The organism is Paenibacillus graminis (assembly GCF_000758705.1).
Lineage (GTDB): Bacteria > Bacillota > Bacilli > Paenibacillales > Paenibacillaceae > Paenibacillus_AQ > Paenibacillus_AQ graminis.
Genome location: NZ_CP009287.1, coordinates 2,909,222 through 2,925,865, shown reverse-complemented (window position 1 = coordinate 2,925,865; position 16,644 = coordinate 2,909,222). Strand labels below are relative to the sequence as shown.

General features: G+C 52.1%; 14 protein-coding genes and 1 riboswitch. Of the genes, 3 read left to right on the top strand and 11 right to left on the bottom strand.

Annotated features, from left to right (window positions below; all coding sequences use genetic code 11):
- Positions 1-21: 21 nt before the first annotated feature.
- Complete coding sequence (locus PGRAT_RS11865) at positions 22-1,788, bottom strand: L-fucose isomerase (protein ID WP_025704793.1); 1,767 nt, start codon at positions 1,786-1,788, stop codon at positions 22-24.
- 223 nt (positions 1,789-2,011) lie between these two features.
- Between PGRAT_RS11865 and PGRAT_RS11860 the strand changes: the two genes are divergently transcribed.
- Together PGRAT_RS11860 and PGRAT_RS11855 are read left to right on the top strand one after the other, a co-directional pair.
- Complete coding sequence (locus tag PGRAT_RS11860) at positions 2,012-2,782, top strand: DeoR/GlpR family DNA-binding transcription regulator (RefSeq protein ID WP_025704792.1); 771 nt, start codon at positions 2,012-2,014, stop codon at positions 2,780-2,782.
- Between the two features lie 111 nt (positions 2,783-2,893).
- Complete coding sequence (locus tag PGRAT_RS11855; protein ID WP_025704791.1) at positions 2,894-3,358, top strand: MarR family winged helix-turn-helix transcriptional regulator; 465 nt, start codon at positions 2,894-2,896, stop codon at positions 3,356-3,358.
- Positions 3,359-3,427: 69 nt separating this feature from the next.
- Here the strand turns inward: PGRAT_RS11855 and PGRAT_RS11850 are convergent, their stop codons facing one another.
- The 9 genes from PGRAT_RS11850 to PGRAT_RS11810 all read right to left on the bottom strand — a co-directional run bounded on the left by PGRAT_RS11850 (position 3,428) and on the right by PGRAT_RS11810 (position 14,618).
- Positions 3,428-5,296, bottom strand: coding sequence for an LTA synthase family protein (locus PGRAT_RS11850; protein WP_025704790.1), 1,869 nt, complete (start codon positions 5,294-5,296; stop codon positions 3,428-3,430).
- Positions 5,297-5,560: 264 nt separating this feature from the next.
- A complete protein-coding gene (locus tag PGRAT_RS11845) occupies positions 5,561-6,376 on the bottom strand; it encodes an alpha/beta fold hydrolase (protein WP_025704789.1) in 816 nt (271 codons plus the stop codon).
- A gap of 7 nt (positions 6,377-6,383) precedes the next feature.
- Positions 6,384-6,544, bottom strand: a riboswitch (cyclic di-AMP (ydaO/yuaA leader).
- A 10-nt stretch (positions 6,545-6,554) separates the two neighbouring features.
- Positions 6,555-6,938: a monovalent cation/H(+) antiporter subunit G gene (gene mnhG, locus PGRAT_RS11840; protein ID WP_025704788.1), complete on the bottom strand. Its 384-nt coding sequence runs from the start codon at positions 6,936-6,938 to the stop codon at positions 6,555-6,557.
- A complete protein-coding gene (locus tag PGRAT_RS11835; RefSeq protein WP_025704787.1) occupies positions 6,922-7,215 on the bottom strand; it encodes a Na(+)/H(+) antiporter subunit F1 in 294 nt (97 codons plus the stop codon). The genes mnhG and PGRAT_RS11835 overlap by 17 nt, the downstream gene beginning before the upstream one ends.
- Positions 7,212-7,691 (bottom strand): Na+/H+ antiporter subunit E, encoded by a 480-nt coding sequence (locus PGRAT_RS11830; RefSeq protein WP_025704786.1) that lies wholly within the window; start codon positions 7,689-7,691, stop codon positions 7,212-7,214. The genes PGRAT_RS11835 and PGRAT_RS11830 overlap by 4 nt, the downstream gene beginning before the upstream one ends.
- Positions 7,692-7,697: 6 nt before the next feature.
- Positions 7,698-9,173: a Na+/H+ antiporter subunit D gene (locus PGRAT_RS11825; protein ID WP_042266633.1), complete on the bottom strand. Its 1,476-nt coding sequence runs from the start codon at positions 9,171-9,173 to the stop codon at positions 7,698-7,700.
- Positions 9,170-9,505 carry a Na(+)/H(+) antiporter subunit C gene (locus tag PGRAT_RS11820; protein ID WP_025705023.1) on the bottom strand — a complete coding sequence of 112 codons (336 nt, stop codon included), beginning with the start codon at positions 9,503-9,505 and terminating at the stop codon, positions 9,170-9,172. Before PGRAT_RS11820 ends, PGRAT_RS11825 begins: the two co-directional genes overlap by 4 nt.
- A 1-nt stretch (position 9,506) precedes the next feature.
- On the bottom strand, positions 9,507-12,365 hold the full coding sequence (locus PGRAT_RS11815) for a Na+/H+ antiporter subunit A (protein ID WP_025705022.1): 2,859 nt from the start codon (positions 12,363-12,365) through the stop codon (positions 9,507-9,509).
- A 252-nt stretch (positions 12,366-12,617) separates the two neighbouring features.
- A complete protein-coding gene (locus PGRAT_RS11810; RefSeq protein ID WP_025705021.1) occupies positions 12,618-14,618 on the bottom strand; it encodes an oxidoreductase in 2,001 nt (666 codons plus the stop codon).
- Between the two features lie 174 nt (positions 14,619-14,792).
- Here PGRAT_RS11810 and PGRAT_RS11805 point away from each other — a divergent pair, with 174 nt between their 5' ends.
- The gene (locus PGRAT_RS11805) at positions 14,793-15,401 is read left to right on the top strand and encodes a TetR/AcrR family transcriptional regulator (protein WP_025705020.1); all 609 of its coding nucleotides are present in this window, start codon (positions 14,793-14,795) and stop codon (positions 15,399-15,401) included.
- Here the strand turns inward: PGRAT_RS11805 and PGRAT_RS11800 are convergent.
- Positions 15,388-16,437, bottom strand: a complete 1,050-nt coding sequence (locus PGRAT_RS11800) for an AraC family transcriptional regulator (protein ID WP_025705019.1) — start codon at positions 16,435-16,437, stop codon at positions 15,388-15,390. The genes PGRAT_RS11805 and PGRAT_RS11800 overlap by 14 nt on opposite strands.
- Between the last annotated feature and the right edge of the window lie 207 nt (positions 16,438-16,644).

The window sequence follows — 16,644 nt, the reverse complement described above, 5'->3', positions numbered from 1 at the left end:
CCACCTGCCCGCTCCCAGAAATTAATATAGCGGTCCGAAACTCTGGCAGGCCCGGTAGTCGGCAGCTTCGAGGCTCTCCGTTCCGAACAGCGACCAGACGCGCGGTCTGAAGATCCGCGCCGCTTCCACATTGTGCATGCTCACCGGGATGCGCAGCATGGATGCCAGTGTGATCAGATCCGCACCGATATGCCCATAGCTGATCGCTCCGTGATTGGCCCCCCAATTGTTCATCACGTCATATACCGAGCTGAACGAACCGGAACCTGTCAAAATTGGCGCGAACCAGGTTGTCGGCCAGGTAGGATCAGTCCGTTCATCCAGCGTGCGGTGTACCTCTTCAGGAAGCTCCACAGTATAGCCTTCCGCCAGCTGCAGGACAGGTCCCAGCCCTTTGACCAGATTAAGGCGCGCCATCGTTACAGGCATGCCGCCTTTGGTCAGATAATCAGTAGAGAAGCCGCCGCCGCGGAAATATTCCTGCGATGCCGCACGGAATTGTGTTGCCTTCAGAGTGGCATCCACCTCTTCATCGGTAATCTCCCAGAACGGCTTGATCACCGGTTGGCCGTCCCTGGTCTGTTCACCGGCGCCGTCCAGCGCGGCAGAGCCTGAATTGATCAGATGGAGCAGGCCGCAGGCCGCCTCGCCCTGCAGCTCATATCCGGTAACACGCTTCACAGCTGCCGGACTCCAGTAAGTGCGGACATCAGCGAAAATCTGTGCCGTATTCGTAAGCAAATAATTGAACAGCATCGTTACACCGTTCAGGCTGTCATTCTCCGTAGCCAGAATATAAGGCGCCCGCTTGCCGTTCCAGTCGAAGGAGGAATTCAGGATCGTCTCCATGAAATCACCGTTCGGGAAGTGATCCGTCCATTGGCGCTGTCCCTGGAAACCGGCGGCAAGCGCGTTGTGGCCTTGAGCTTCTTCCTCAAAGCCAAGCTCAGCCAGCACCGGATTGCCAATCATCAGGTCGCGGCCGATAAGCGCCATCTTAACGCAGGTTTCCAATTGAACTGCCTTCTCTTCGCTGCTGACCTGCAGATGTGCCGGGTTATTGTCAGGTCCAATCTGGCAGTTCTCCTTTGTCCATTGAAGTGCACGGGCAAATTCCTCCTGATCGTAAATCCCTTCCTCGAAACGGCGGACGAACTCGGACATATCGATATATTCATTGCGCATGCCCAGGTATTCCTGAAAGAACTGGTCATTCACAATCGAACCGGCAATCCCCATAGAAACCGAACCCATGGACAAATAGGAGTTCCCCTTCATTAAGGCAACGGCAAGTGCCGATTTGGCAAACCTCAGCAGCTTGGCCTGCACATCAGCCGGGATCTCCTCGCTGCCTGAATCCTGCACATCCTCCCCATAGATCCCAAAAGCCGGAATGCCCTTCTGGGCGTACGCCGACAAGACAGCGGCAAGATAAACCGCTCCGGGACGTTCCGTACCATTGAAACCCCATACCGCATGCGGGATGCCGGCATCCATATCCATCGTTTCCGAACCATAACACCAGCAGGGTGTCACGGTAATGGATACGCCTACATTGGCACCTGAGAATTTGGCCTGTGCAGCCGAAGCTTCCTTCACACCGCCGATTGTAGAATCAGCAATCACACATTCTACAGGTGAACCATCAGGGTATCGCAGATTTTCCTGCAGAAAAGCAGCGACCCGCTCTGCCATGCCCATGGTCTGGACTTCCAGTGATTCGCGCACACCGCGGCGTCTCCCGTCAATCGTCGGGCGGATGCCGATTTTGGGATAATGAGTTGTCATGCCTTATAACCTCCTCAGAATGATAAGAACAATATTAAGCGCTTGCATCTCCTCCTATCATAAATCATAATCATGGAATGTCAACATAAAACCACATTTTATTGTGTATTTATGTGGTATTCAAAATGTCAATGTGGATTTTTCTGTGGATTTTCCTTTTATTTATACTTCGGTTTATAGTAAAATAGATAAAAAAGATTAACGATGCCAGGAGGCCGTCTTAGTGAGAGCGTTCGAACGCCGTGAACTCATTATCAATAAACTGTACCGCAACAAAAAAGTCCATGTCGCTGATCTGGCCCAGGATTTCGAGGTTTCCGAAGAAACGATCCGCAGAGATCTGGAGAAGCTGGACAAAGAAGGCATTGCCAAAAAAAGCTATGGCGGGGCCATCCTGAATGTCCACACCAACGAGGACCCTTCCTACTCCCACAGACATGCGGTGAATATCGAAGCCAAGCGGGCCATTGCGGCCAATGTCCTGGATCTGATCAATGACGGCGACAGCCTGATGACAGATACCAGTTCTACCGCCTTTGAGGCGCTGAAGAAAATTACCGAAGCCAAAAAAAACCTGACGATCATTACCAATTCACTGGTCGTCCTCTCCGAGTTTCAGCATTCCGGGCATAAGCTGATTTCCACCGGCGGTGTGCTGGGAGCGGAGACCAACTCGTTTGTCGGGCCGAGCGCTTCCCATACCATTCAGCGGTATAACGTGGATGCGGCGCTGTTCAGCTGCAAAGCCCTCTCGATGACGGGGGGACTAAGCGATTCCAACGAAGCCGAAAGCGAGCTTAAGATTCTTATGCGGCAGCAGGCGAGCAAAGCCGTCCTGCTGGCCGACTATTCCAAGTTTGACCGGATTGCTTTTGTCAAGCTGTTTGGTTTTGAAGAAATTGATTATATCGTTACCGACGAGAAGCCTTCGGACGAATGGATTTCATTTCTGAGCAAATATCAGATATCGCTTCTTCACAATCCCGCAGAGTAACCGGGGCCACAGCGAAGAGAGCTGGAAATGTTAAGGGATCGGTTTCCTTTCCTTTATTTTATTTCATCACATGCCCTATAATTAAAGGAAACAAGTCCATGAGGTGTACAGATGAACGAAGACAGATATGACAAAATCGACGAGCTGATGGAAGCATTCCAGCAATTCTCCAAGATCAACTGGCAAAAGAATAATCCATCGATGCTAAAGCCCAGTGAAATACGCGTGCTGGTCACGATCCGGTTAGGAACCGAGAAATCCGGGAAGCCGGTGCTTACCATCTCCGACATCAGCAAAATGCACAAGGTCACCTCCCCCACCATCACCCAAATGGTGAACAGCCTGCTGGCACAGGGCTATGTGGTCCGCACCAGCGATGCCCAGGATAAGCGGGTCAGCGGGATTGCTCTGACAGACAAAGGCGTACGTTTGGCCGATGCTGCTGTTGCCAGAATCCGCGATACGTTCAAGGGGATGATCGACTATCTCGGCGGGGAGCGCAGCAGAGCGCTGATTGAGCTGTTGAACGGGGTCTATCACTATTTTGAAGAAATCAACGGGCAGCTGGAGGACTGAGGAACCTTATTTTCTGCACAAAAAAAACAGCAAGCACGGGGGGCAAGCCCCATACTTACTGTTTGCGGATTACTGCTGGTCCGGCCGGTCCGGCAATTGCAGCAGATAGCTGTTCGACATGTTCAGCAGCCGCTCCGCAGCTTCGAACTGCGCTTCTGTAGAGCCGCCCTGGATAACTGAATTATCGTTTAGACTGTAGTTGCTCCCATCCTCGTAATCATTCCCCGTCAAATAAATGCTCGTATTATTCACGAAAGAACCTGTGGGCAGGAAATGTCTGAACGGGATCAGGTTCGATGCCGAGTTGAGCAGATCCTCACCGAAATGCAGCTGATTCTGCAGCGGCACGCCCAGCAGATTGGATACTGTCGGCAGAATATCAATCTGTCCGCCCGTCCGGTCCACTACCGCAGGCAGTACGCCGCTTGGCGAGTGGACGATAAACGGAATATTGAACATATCCGTATACCCATACTCATGTCCGAGCATCTCTTGCAGCAGAGCCTTCTCATCCTCACCCAGGGTGTACATCGGCACGCCTTGGTGATCTCCGTAAAACACAATCAGGCTGTCATCCCACAGTCCGCTGGCCTTCAGCTCCTCCAGAAACTGCCCCATCGCATAGTCGGCATAATTCTGGGCCTGAATATAGTCCCCCAGCAGCGTACCTTCAAAGCGCTCCGGCAGCTTCATCTTGAACTTCTCCTCGGGGATGCGGAACGGATGATGGGCGCTCATGGAAATGACCATCGCATAGAACGGCTGATCCTTGGCATCAAGTGCAGCCAGCTCCGGTACCGTTTTGGCGAACAGCACCTCATCCGAAGAACCGAATGCAATATGATCATCATCGCCATAAAAGCTCTGGTCATAATACTTGTCAAAACCTACCGCCTGGTATAAGGCCTTGCGGTTCCAGAATTCCACACTGTTGGTATGGAAGGTAGCTGTATAATACCCGTTCGCACTCAGCAGCTTCGGCAGGCTGGGCACGGATTTTTTCATATAGGGTGATGACGTTGCCGGTTCGTTCTTGGGCACATAAAAAGAGGAGTTCACCACGAACTCGGCATCCGAGGTCGTCCCCTGGCCGGCATTGGTGTAGAAATTGTTGAAATACGTATTGCTGTGCGCCAGCTTGTTAATATTCGGTGTAATCTCCTGCCCGTCAATAGTCAGTCCGATCAGGAAGTTCTGGAACGATTCCATCTGCACGATAATCAGGTTTTTACCCTTGTCGGCCCCGGTGTACTTCAGCTGTTGCGGGGGTTGAACCCCTTTAACCGTATCCACGGCCTGCTGGGTAATCTCTTTGCTGTCGATAAGCTCTTCCTTCTCTGTGCTGTCTGCGAACAGCGTGTAGACTTCATAGTTCAGAATCCCCATGCTCTCCGCCTTTTTGATCTCATTCATGCTCGCATGGTTAGGCCAGATATTGAAGAAGCACAGCGCGAGCGAAACGGCAGCCACGGTAAGCAGCACAGGGCGGCTGATGCGGTATGCGCCTCTCTCCTTCCATTTGGCAATATATTTGGGACGGAACATAAAGAACAGGAAGAAGACGATATCCACAAAAATAAACAGATAATACGGTGTAATCAGGGAATAGGTGCTCTCTCCGACCTTAGTGACCTTATCCGCTTGCTGCAATGCATGATAGGTCGCAATTACGCCATAATATTTGTAATACATCAGAACAGAGAAATAAATAATCGTAATGAATAAGTTAGCAATCATATAGTACAGAATCTTCCGTTTGGAAGACAGCCATTCAATCAGGCTGAACACAATGATGAAAAAGGGAATTTCGGTGAAGACCATACTCCAGTTCGGACCGTCGCTGAACACGACAAACCAGGCCACGGCGCTTTTGAGCAGCAGCACGAAGCTGAATAATAGAATCGGCCGGTTTAGAATGCTATTGAATGATTTCTTCATGAAAAAATTCATTTCCTTTCAAAAAAATGGATGGACTGCCCCGCTCGTGTTATCAATACCCCTCCTGCATTAAATCACAAAGTACATAGGTTATCAACCTATTTTTAGAAATAAAAAACACACTGCTTATTATATATGCGCAGCAAAAAAATGTGCACCAAAAAAACTCAATTGGGGCGAATTACTCAGCCATTCAGTGTAGGGCAGCTCTCCACCTGGGAGTACGGCTTGGACAGAGATTAGGAGCTGCCTCATCCACCGCCTTCATAACCCGCTCTCCCGCTGATGAACGGCATGCTGGTCAATCAGGAAATTTAACAGCAGGCGGTTAAAATGCTGCGGCTGGCACAGATGGCTGGGATACATGGCATCATCCAGCACCACCAGCTGCGCCGAAGGCAGCATGGAGGCGTTCTTGCTCGCCTGTGCGAGCCTCCACTCATTCTGGCTTCCCGTTACACACAGCACTGGAACCTGCAGCTTAACCGCATAGGCAAGAATGTCAATCTGGCGCAGGGCAATCCGCTGTTTGATGCCTTCGGTTGGCCGTTTATGCAGCAGCTCATTCCTGAGGATATGATAGGCGGGCAGCCATTTGTTATAGGCGATTCGCAGGGAGCGCAGAAGCAGTTCAGGCGGCAAATAATACGATATCCATGAACATCTCTCGATAATTCCCCATATTCTATTATTTTTCATGGAATCATTGCCGCTTGAGCAGTTGTCCACCAGCACAAGCGCACGCACCAGCTCCGGGTTCTGCACAGCGAATTTCTGGGCGAGCACACCCCCGCCCGAGCTTGCGACAAGAATCACACTCAGCAGCTCCAGACGGCGGAGCAGCTCCTTCAAATCTTCACATTGGGTGTCCAGAATGCGGTGAACCTCGACATCCATTTTTCCGGACAACCCGTTCCCCCGCAGATCCAGAACAATCACTTGAACACGGTCACGGAAATACTCAATTTGCGGCTCAAACAGATGATGCGAAGTCAGGTGATCATGAATAAAAACAACAGGCACCCCTGTACCATAGGTTTCATAGTAGATAGAAGTTCCATTTAATTGAATTTGCGGCAACTCATTCGTCTCCTCTCTTCTACGCTTACGGGGTTAGCTGACGGATTCGGGCCTGAAGAGTAGCCCTACTCGAATGTTCGAGATTCACCCCTTGGGCATGGCAGCTTCGAAAACTGCACACACCGGTGGTTCCCCCGCTTCTTTTACAGAATTCAGCGAAAAAGACATATTCTTTAGTTTACTCTAACTTATGCTGTGTGTCAGTCTGCTTCGTCTCCCTCTTTTTGAGCACCGGCTTCAGATCATCCTGCACACTGCCCTTCCATAAAGGCACACCCGAGCGGTAAGCCGCACGGCCATTCAGATGCCCTGCAACCGGAGAAGTGATGAAGACGAATACTATCCCGAGCAGCAGTTTGATGCTGACTACTTCTATATAGAAGAAAAAAAATAGAAAGGCTCCTGCCAGCACACATAATACACCCAGTGTAGCGCTTTTGGTGGCGGCATGGGAACGTAAATAGACATCAGGGAGCCGGACCAGCCCAAACGCGCCAAGCCCGCACAATAATGCCCCCAGCAATACCAGTATCGCAATTAGCAGCTCACCGATCAAGTTTATCACCTCCAGGCTCGATAACCGCGTCTCTTTCAATGTATCTGGCTAATGCCGCAGTTCCGATAAACGTCAGAATTCCGATCACAAGCACCATATCAATATAATCCTCTGTCCTCTGCTGCATGCCCAGCACCGCGATCACTGCCAGCAGGTGGATGCCGATCGTATCCAGCGCAACAATCCGGTCCGAACGGGTCGGTCCTTGAATCAGCCTGTACAGGCAGGCCAGCATGGCCAGTGCCAGGATCACCAGCGAAATATTAAGCAGTACTGAAATCATAGCCGGGTCACCTCCATGATTGCTTTTTCAAAGGTTCCCTCGATCTGGCGGGAGAGCTGGCCGGCGTCCTCAATATCCATAGCGTGAATATATAGGGTCTGTCCGCTGGCCGACACTTCCAGTGTAAGGGTCCCCGGTGTCAGACAAATGAGGCAGGAGAGCAGAGTGACCTCAAGGTCGGACCGAAGTGCGGTTTCGTAAGCGAAGATGCCCGGGCGGACAGCCAGTCTGGGACTTAAGATTTGCCGGATAACTGCGAAGTTGGACAGGACCAGCTCCCGCAGAAACAGCGCCAGCAGCTTCACTATGGACCACACCCTTTTCAAATATAACGGTTCAGGAAGGAACCTGCGCAGCACCAGCAGAATTGCGCAGCCCAGCAGATAGCCGATTGCAAAGCCTGAGCCTGACCCGTCGCCGATCAGCATCATCCACAGAAACGCAGTCATCAGGTTTAATAAGATTTGAACAGCCATCTTCATCTACTCCTTCAGTACAGCTTCGATATACAGCTTGGGAGAACCAAGCACATCCCCCGCCTGTGAAACATAGGTATTCACCCGCTCTGCTCCAAGGCCCATCAGGATGACCAGAACGAGGAATCCGGCTGCCACTGCCGTCCCGCCTTTCAGCTTAACCTTGGGCGGTTCTGTACCGGGCGCATTGCCCCAGAAGGCGAGCCTGAATACTTTGATCAGCGAGTACAGCACAAGCAGGCTGGAACCCAGCCCGATCAGGGATAAAGTCAGCATTCCTGCATCCAGCCCTCCCCGGATAATCAGCACTTTGCCGGGGAAGCCGCTGAACGGAGGAATACCGGCTAGTGCCAGCGCCAGGGCGAAAAAGCTCCAACCGAGCAGCGGATAACGTTGGATCAGCCCCCCCATCCGCTCAAGCCGGTCCGTACCCGCAGCGGCAATAAGCAACCCGCCGAGAATGAACATAAGGGCCTTGCCCAGCATATCGTGCAGCAGATAAAAAACAGCTCCATCCAGTGCATCCGGTGTTCCTGCGGACAATCCGAAGGCGACAAAACCCACACTGACAATGACGTTGTAGTTCAGGATGCGGGGGATATCGTTATAAGCCACAGCACCCAGTGCGCCCAGAATCATCGTAGCCGCTGCCATCCAGGCGATCCAGCCGTTCGTGACATCAGGATCTTCGGCAAAGATAAGCGTAAAAGTTCTTATAATGGCGTACAGCCCCACTTTGGTCAGCAGCGCCCCGAACAAGGCCCGGACTGCCGCCGGCGGTGCACTGTAGGAGCCGGGGAGCCAGAAGAACAGGAACAGCCCGGCCTTCAGAGCAAAGACGGTCAGGAACAGCACAGCGATCACATTCAGCACACCGCCTTGCCCGGCCTCGTGAATACGCTGGGACAGGTGAGCCATATTCAGTGTTCCCACTGCGGCATACAGGTAAGCAACTGCGGCTACAAACAGCGTGGAGGACACAATGTTAATCAGCAGATACTTAGAGGTTTCCCGGAGCTGTAACCTGGTTCCGCCCAGGGATATCAGAGCGTAGGACGAGATCAGCATCACTTCAAAGAACACGAACAGATTGAAGATGTCTCCGGTCAGAAAAGAACCATATACGCCCACGAGCAGAAAATGAAAAAAGGTATAGTAAAAGAATTTTTCCCGCTCCGCACCGATACTGGTGAAGGAATAGAGCAGAATCCCCAGGCTCACAACCGAAGCGGTCAGCACAAGCAATGCTGCGAACATATCTCCGACAAACACAATGCCGTATGGCGGAGTCCAGCCGCCCATCTGCAGGGTTTGGATGCCCTCCTCATGGATTCGGGTAACCAGCACACAGGCCAGAACAAGATTCAGAATGCCGCTGAAGGCGCTTATCCGCCGCTGCAGCAGCACCTTCTCTTTCAGAAACATTAATATAACGGCGGTACACAAGGGAATCAGGACCGGCATTACCAAGAGATTATTCATTGCTCCTCCTCCCGGATGTTATCCATTTCATCGGTCCCGTGTGCCTGGTAGGCACGGTAGGCCAGCACGAAGAAGAACGCCGTAACACCGAAGCTGATCACGATGGACGTCAGAATCAGCGCCTGCGGCAACGGGTCCACATAGGCATCCGCCTTGCCGCCTAATACAGGAGCTGCCCCTTTTTTCAGTCCGGCCATAGTCAGGAGAAGCAGATGGACGCCATGCGTAAGCAGGGAAGTACCGAGTACAATCCGCAGCAGGGTTTTGGACAAAATCAAATATACTCCGACGGTAAATAAAACACCGACCGCTACAGCCATCATCCATTCCATTTCACTCATCCCCCCCTATGGTAAAAATAATATTCATGGTCACGCCTATGACCGCCAGATATACACCCAAATCGAACAGAACGGCTGTCGCAAGCTCCGTATCCCCAAGCAGCGGCAGGTCAAAATGGCCAAAGGCATGGCTCAGGAATGGCGCGCCAAACGCAAAGGAGCCTGCCGCTGTCAGGATCGCGGTCAGCAGCCCCGCCGCCGTGAGGATGCGGTAATTAACCGGGAGAAGTGTGCGGACCGTATCCACTCCTAGTGAAATCGCCATCAGAATCAGGCCGGCGGATGTCATCAAAGCTCCGATAAAACCTCCGCCCGGATGGTTATGCCCGGCAAAGAACAAATACAGCGAAAAAGTAAGGATAATGACTACTATCACCTTGGACATCGTCCGCAGAATCACATCATTGCTGCGCAGGGGAAACAGATAGGCTGCCGGTTTATTTTTCGCTGCTGGCGGAACTCTCCCTGACTCCATTCTCAGATGAACCAGAGCATAAATGCCAAGGGACGCAATGCCGAGAACCATAATTTCGAACAGCGTATCGAAGCCCCTGAAGTCTACCAGGATTACATTCACTACGTTTTTGCCGCCCGCCAGGGAATAGCTTTCTTTCAGGAAAAATTCCGAGATCGGCGCAAACGGGCTGCTGCCCATCGCCGCCAGCGCAATCAGTGTCATCGTCAGGCCAACTCCCACGGCGGCAATGAGATTCAGCCATTTAAAGGATGCTTTCTCCTTCTCCCGCTTCAGCTTCGGCAAATATTTGAAGCACAGCAGGAACAGAATCACCGACACCGTCTCCACGATCATCTGCGTCAAGGCAAGGTCAGGCGCCCGGAAGATGACAAACAGCAGGGTTACCATGTACCCGACCGCGCCTGTGAACAGAATGGCATTGACTCTCGACTTGGCAAAAGGAACGGCAAACGCTGCCGCCAGCATAACCGCAACCACCGCTACTTCGTACATCGAGACCGGTGCGTAGTCCGCCATGCCCAGGGTAATTCCTTGTGCTCCCAGCAGTGTACTCCCCAGGGCAATAATGATGAACCCGAAAATATACAGCAGGTAATGCCGGTTGCTGCCGGTCATATAACGGTTGGTGAAACGGGCTGAACCGCCTTCCAGCACGCGAATGCTGAGGTCATATATACGGTTAAGCGAATCCCGCCCGCTCCACTCACGGTCCAATATCCGCAATCTGCTATAACCTCTGTACAGAAGCGTTCCGGCGGCGATCACACCAAAGGTCATGAAGATTTCCGGAGTCCAGCCATGCCAGAAATGGATCGAAACATGAAGGCTTTCCTCCGGCGGCAGATGGCCATATTGAATCGCCGCCACAGCCGGTTCAATTAAAGATGAGCTTAGGAGGTCCGGGAAAAAGGCAAAGAGAACAGCCAGGGAGACAAGCGCCACAGGAGAAAACAGCAATCCAAGCGGAGCTTCATGCGGTATTTTGTCCAGCTTTTCCGGCTGCAGCTTGCCGGTGAACGTCCGGAACACCAGGATCATGCTGTATACAAAGGTAAGCACGCTCGCTGTCCAGGCCAGGACCGGAAACAGCAGCAGCCAGGACTGTGTGCTCCATACATTCATCTCCCGAATATTAAGCACGGCAGTGAAGAACATCTCTTTGCTCAGGAAGCCGCTGAACGGCGGAAGCCCGGCCATGGAAAAGGCGCCAATCAGCGCTACGGAAAAGGTGACCGGCATCAAGGACATTAATCCGCCCAGCTTGCGCAGATCCCTTGTATTCGTCTCATGGTCTACAATGCCAACCACCATAAACAGGGTTCCTTTGAACACCGCATGGTTGATCAGATGAAAGACGGCCGCCGCAGTAGCCATAGCATAGAATACAGACTCTCCTGTACCTGAAAAGAAGGCCGACGCAGAGCCCAGTCCCAGCAGGCACATGATCAACCCCAGCTGGCTGACCGTAGAAAAGGCGAGCATCGCTTTTAAATCGGTTTGTTTGATGGCTTTGAACGATCCATATAACAGAGTGACCAGTCCGCAGACGGAGACCAGCCAGAACCATTCGGACTGCCCGCTGAATACGGGACTTAGCCGGGCCACCAGATACAGCCCCGCCTTGACCATCGTCGCGGAATGGAGATAGGCACTGACCGGAGTCGGCGCCTCCATGGCATCGGGAAGCCAGATGTGAAACGGAAATTGCGCAGATTTGGTGAAGGCTCCCAGCAGAATCAGCAGCATGGCCGGAATGAACGTCGGCTCCAAAGACAGCTGGCCGGCTTGCAGGGTGATTTCCCGGATGCTGTAGGTTCCGCTCATCACATAGAGAAGGTTGAACCCGGCAAACATTGCCAGTCCGCCAAACACGGTGATCAGCATCGACTTGAGCGCTCCGTAGCGCGATCTCTCCCGGCGGTGCCAGAAGGCAATCAGCAGGAAAGATGTAATACTCGTCAGCTCCCAGAACCCGTAGAGCACCATTAGGTTGTCAGACAGAACAACGCCCAGCATCGCTCCCATGAACATAAGCAGATACATATAGAAGTTACGGATAGATTCCATCCGCTTTTCAAGATAATAAATCGAATATAGAACCACCAGGGCTCCCATCCCTGTAATCAGCAGGGCAAACAGCAGGCTCAGCCCATCCAGCACCAGGGTAATATTAATCCCAAGCGAAGGCATCCAGGCTACCGAAGCTACTGTATTTTCACCGGATTGAACACCCCGGATCTGCATCAGGAAGTACACAAAAAGAGCCGTTGGAACTGGCAGCACCGCCCAGCCTGCGTGAAGACGCGGAAAACGCTTGACGAGCGGGACCAGAACAGCCAGCAGAAATGGAATCAAGATTGCAGCATGCAGCACAGCTTAGCACTCCCCCTCTTCAAATTCGTAATCTCCTTCCTATAATTCCCAGAAAAAAACGCAAAAAGAGCCCGCTGTTGGCAGGCTCCTCCGGGTACATCCATATACAATTAAATTGATTATATAGGCTACCGGGAAGATTGTAAAGGAACAAGCGGGTCAGCCGTTGGCCTCACCGCCACAAGCGTTATGTACACAACGCCTGTAATATCCCCTTTTTCCCGGAAAGTTATTACATTATGTGAGCTGCAATTAAATATTCTTGACTACTTCATATGCATCCCAGATGGCATACATAATGTTCTGCACCTGTTTGGCGTCTCCCAGCAGATACGTTTCCGTAAGCTCCTGACTCAGCTCCTCATACAATTTCTTCTGTGGAGCATAACCTACTGCAAGAATCGCTGAATCCGCCGCAACCACCCTCTCCCCGCCAGCTTTACTTTTCAGCACAAAACCCCCGGCTGCAGCCCCGGCCACCACGGTATCCGTGAGCAATTCGATCTCCTTAAAGGCCACCAGATCGCGGAGCATATCTTCATTGGCATGGCACAGCGGACCCCCAATCGTCAGAATGTCCTCCTGCATTTCTACGAGAGTGACTTTCTTCCCCTGTTCTTGGAGCCATAATGCCGTTTCGCAGCCAACCAGCCCGCCGCCAATGATAATCGTGGAATCTCCCGGGTCCTTTTGACCAAGCAGCACTTCTTCAGCAGTATAGACATTGGAGGAGTCTCCGATAGCGAAGCTTTTGGGCGTTGAGCCTGTGGCAAAAATCACCGCATCCGCGCCACTGGCTGCTATTGTTTCTGCGGTTACCTCACTGTTCAGGTGCAGATCAATCTTCAGTGCGTTCAGTTCCACTCCGTACCAGTCGGCTAGCAGATGGTCATCCTCCTTGAACCCCGGCACCCCGCCGGCAATCAGATTGCCGCCCAGACGGCTGCTTTGCTCATGCAAGCTCACCTCATGGCCGCGAACCGCGGCCACGCGTGCCGCCTCGCAGCCAGCCGGGCCTCCGCCGACGATCAGCACACGTTTCGGCTGCTCTGCCTTGCCGATGGCATAGTCTTTCTCCCGGCCGCAGGCGGGATTCACGGCGCAGGAAATGGCAGCAAAAGACGCCAGTCTGCCCATACAGCCCTCCTGGCAGGACAGGCACGGACGAATCCGCTCAATTTGGCCCGCCCGGATCTTGTTGGGAATATCCGCATCCGCCAGCAGCGGACGGCCCAGGGCAATCATATCGGTTGCACCGTCACGAATCGCGTCGCTGGCCCGGTCCGGATCATCCAGTCTTCCGGCGGTGATGACAGGAACCTTAAGAATGCTTTTGAGAATTTTGTTGTATGGCAGATACAGGCCTTTCTCCTGGTACATCGGCGGATGGGACCAATACCAGGAATCATAGGAGCCGACGTCCCCGTTGAATGCATCGTATCCGGCTTCTTCCAGAATCAGTGCCGCCTCTATGCCTTCCTCGATATCCCGGCCCTGTTCAGTGAATTCTTCGCCGGGCAGGCCGCCCTGCCGCCAATCCTTGATGAAGCTCTTGATGCTGTACCGCAGCGATACCGGGTAATCCTGGCCGCATTCCGCTTTGATGGCCTGAACAATTTCGATAGCAAACCGCAGACGGTTTCTCAGGCTTCCCCCGTACTCATCGGTCCGCTGGTTGAAGAAGGAAATAGCAAACTGGTCCAGCAGGTAACCTTCATGCACGGCATGAATCTCTATTCCGTCGAACCCGGCTTTTTGGGCAATGGCAGCGGATTCGGCAAATTTTCTTATATAGGTATGAATTTCTTCGATCGTCAGCTCCCGGCAAGTTACATTAGGCAGCCAGCGGTGAGGAATCGGTGAAGGAGCCACGGCAGTTTTGCCTACAATCGAAGGAATGCTTACGCGCCCGAACCCTGCGGACAGCTGCAGAAAGATTTTGGCCCCATAGGCATGAATCCGTTCGGTCATCATCTTGCCGGTCTTGATGAAATGGTACGGGTTGAGCGTTGGGCACGGCATGGACGGCAATGCGCATTTCTCAATCTCATTCTCGACCATCGTCACGCCTGTCATCAGCAGGCCGGTGCCGCCTTTGGCCCGCTCCACATAATACTCCACCCCGCGCTCATTGAATGTTCCGTCCGCATTGCAGAGTCCGCCGGGTCCCATCGGAGCCATAACGAATCTGTTTTTCAATTCCAGCTTGCCGATCTTAAACGGTTCAAATAAAATTCTGTGGCTGTCCTTCAATGTAAGTCCTCCTAAGAAAAATCGGATTGTCGTTCGGTGAATGCATTCACTGAACAAATTCATTATAAAGTCGGAGGCCGCTGAATAATGTGATTATTTTCACTAAGTTAAATTGACAAAAGAAATCCTAACCCCTACATTAAATAGAGATTATCTGAGACGGAGTGTACCAAAATGTCCAAAAACAAACCTTTAACCTCAAGGCAGCTGCAAAGCATCCAGACCAAAAACAACTTATTCGAAAGTGCCGTTAAGCTGATGAAACAGCACTCCCTGGAGGACATTACCATCGCTGAAATTTGCCGCGGGGCCGGTGTCTCTGTAGGTTCGTTCTATAATTATTTCTCCACCAAAAGCGATATTCTCATCCAGATGTACGAGCAGGCTGACGGATATTTTGACCAGAAATTCAGGGATCTGGAGCCTTCGGCTTCGATCCGGAATGATATCGTGGACTACTTCAAAATCTATGCGGACTACAATCTGAATGTCGGCATCGAAACGGTGAAGCAGCTGTATACCTGCAACAATAAGCTGTTCATCGCCAAGGGACGCTATATGCAGAATGTCCTTCAGGCTCTCCTGGAAAAGGGGCAAGCTGGCGGGCAATTGATCGCAGATATGACTGCGGAGGATATGACAGAGTACCTCTTCATCGCCGCGCGGGGTGTCATCTATAATTGGTGCCTGCATGAAGGCAGCTATGATCTGGAACGGAAAATGGAAGAATACATGGGGCGGCTGGTAGTTGTTTTTGTGAATGCGCCCCCTACTCTCCCCTAATCCATGAGCGGTAGGCCGCAGGAGTCCGCTGTTCGTATTTCTTGAAAATTTTGATAAAATAACCTGCATCGCAAAAGCTCAGATGATCACTGATCTGATTAACCGACAGGCCGGTCGTTTCCAGCAGCTGTTTGGCCCGTCCGATTTTGAGCCGGGAGACATAGGCCGAGAAGTTCTCTCCGCTCTCCCGTACGAACAACCGGCTGAAATAACTGGGGCTGATATGACAGAGCCGGGCCATCGCCTCCAGTGAGAAATTCTCATGCTCGCGGCTGTGGATATAATCGAAGGCTGGCTGCAGCGTTGGGTTGGAACAGCTGACGGCTTGACTGGCCGGAAGGATAGATGATTCGCCTCCGCTTTCTAAAAGCGCACCGGAATCGGACAGCTCTTGCTGCACCTCTTGTAAAGCGGGACAGGCCGAATCTGCCAGCCTCATATGGGGCAGTATATCTACAGGCGGTACAGCCATGGCCTGCCGGTACAAATCCATGATTTCATTCTTCCGGCTCGCTTCTTCAACGATATAATTGCACAGATGGGACAGCATTTCGGCGATGGTGACCACTTGATCATACGGCATAACGGGCAGCTGCTCATATTCCTGCCTTAACGCTGCGAATGTGCCGGCGCTCTCCGGTGATGCCGGACGGGTTACAATCTGCTCCAGCCGTGATCCGCCGTTGTCCGCTAGCCGGACCTGCCCCGCCATCACCGCTCCGACATACTGGTTGTCCACCGTTATGGGGATAGCTATATCCAGAATGTTAAAGTGGCATAAGTACACATAAGGTTCGTTCAGCCGGACTGCCTCCAGGCCGCCGCGCGCATCACATTTCTGGCAGTAAGAGGACAGTTCGGCATCCTGGCGGACAGCCTGGCAGAAGGCCTGGCAGTGGCTGTGCCGGGTAACCGGAACGCCTTTGTAGTCCACTGTAATGATAGCCATTTGCGTGACGAGTGACATTGAATCCTGAAGCGCATGCCATTTCTCAAGATCAATAATCGACTTCAGATCATATTTGGATAACCTCATAGCCGCTTGCCCCCATCCCCGGCAAATATGCCTGTTCTATACTGAATTATAGCGAAACCTGGCGCGAGAGAACAAGATAATTATATTTTCCGGGAGTATAACAAGAATTTACGATCTGAAAACGCTTAAATCTGTCAGTTTCCTTCCATGCATCCAGTTTGGCCCGTGTCTATAATAAAGATATGCCCACAAAACTTAAGCGTATGT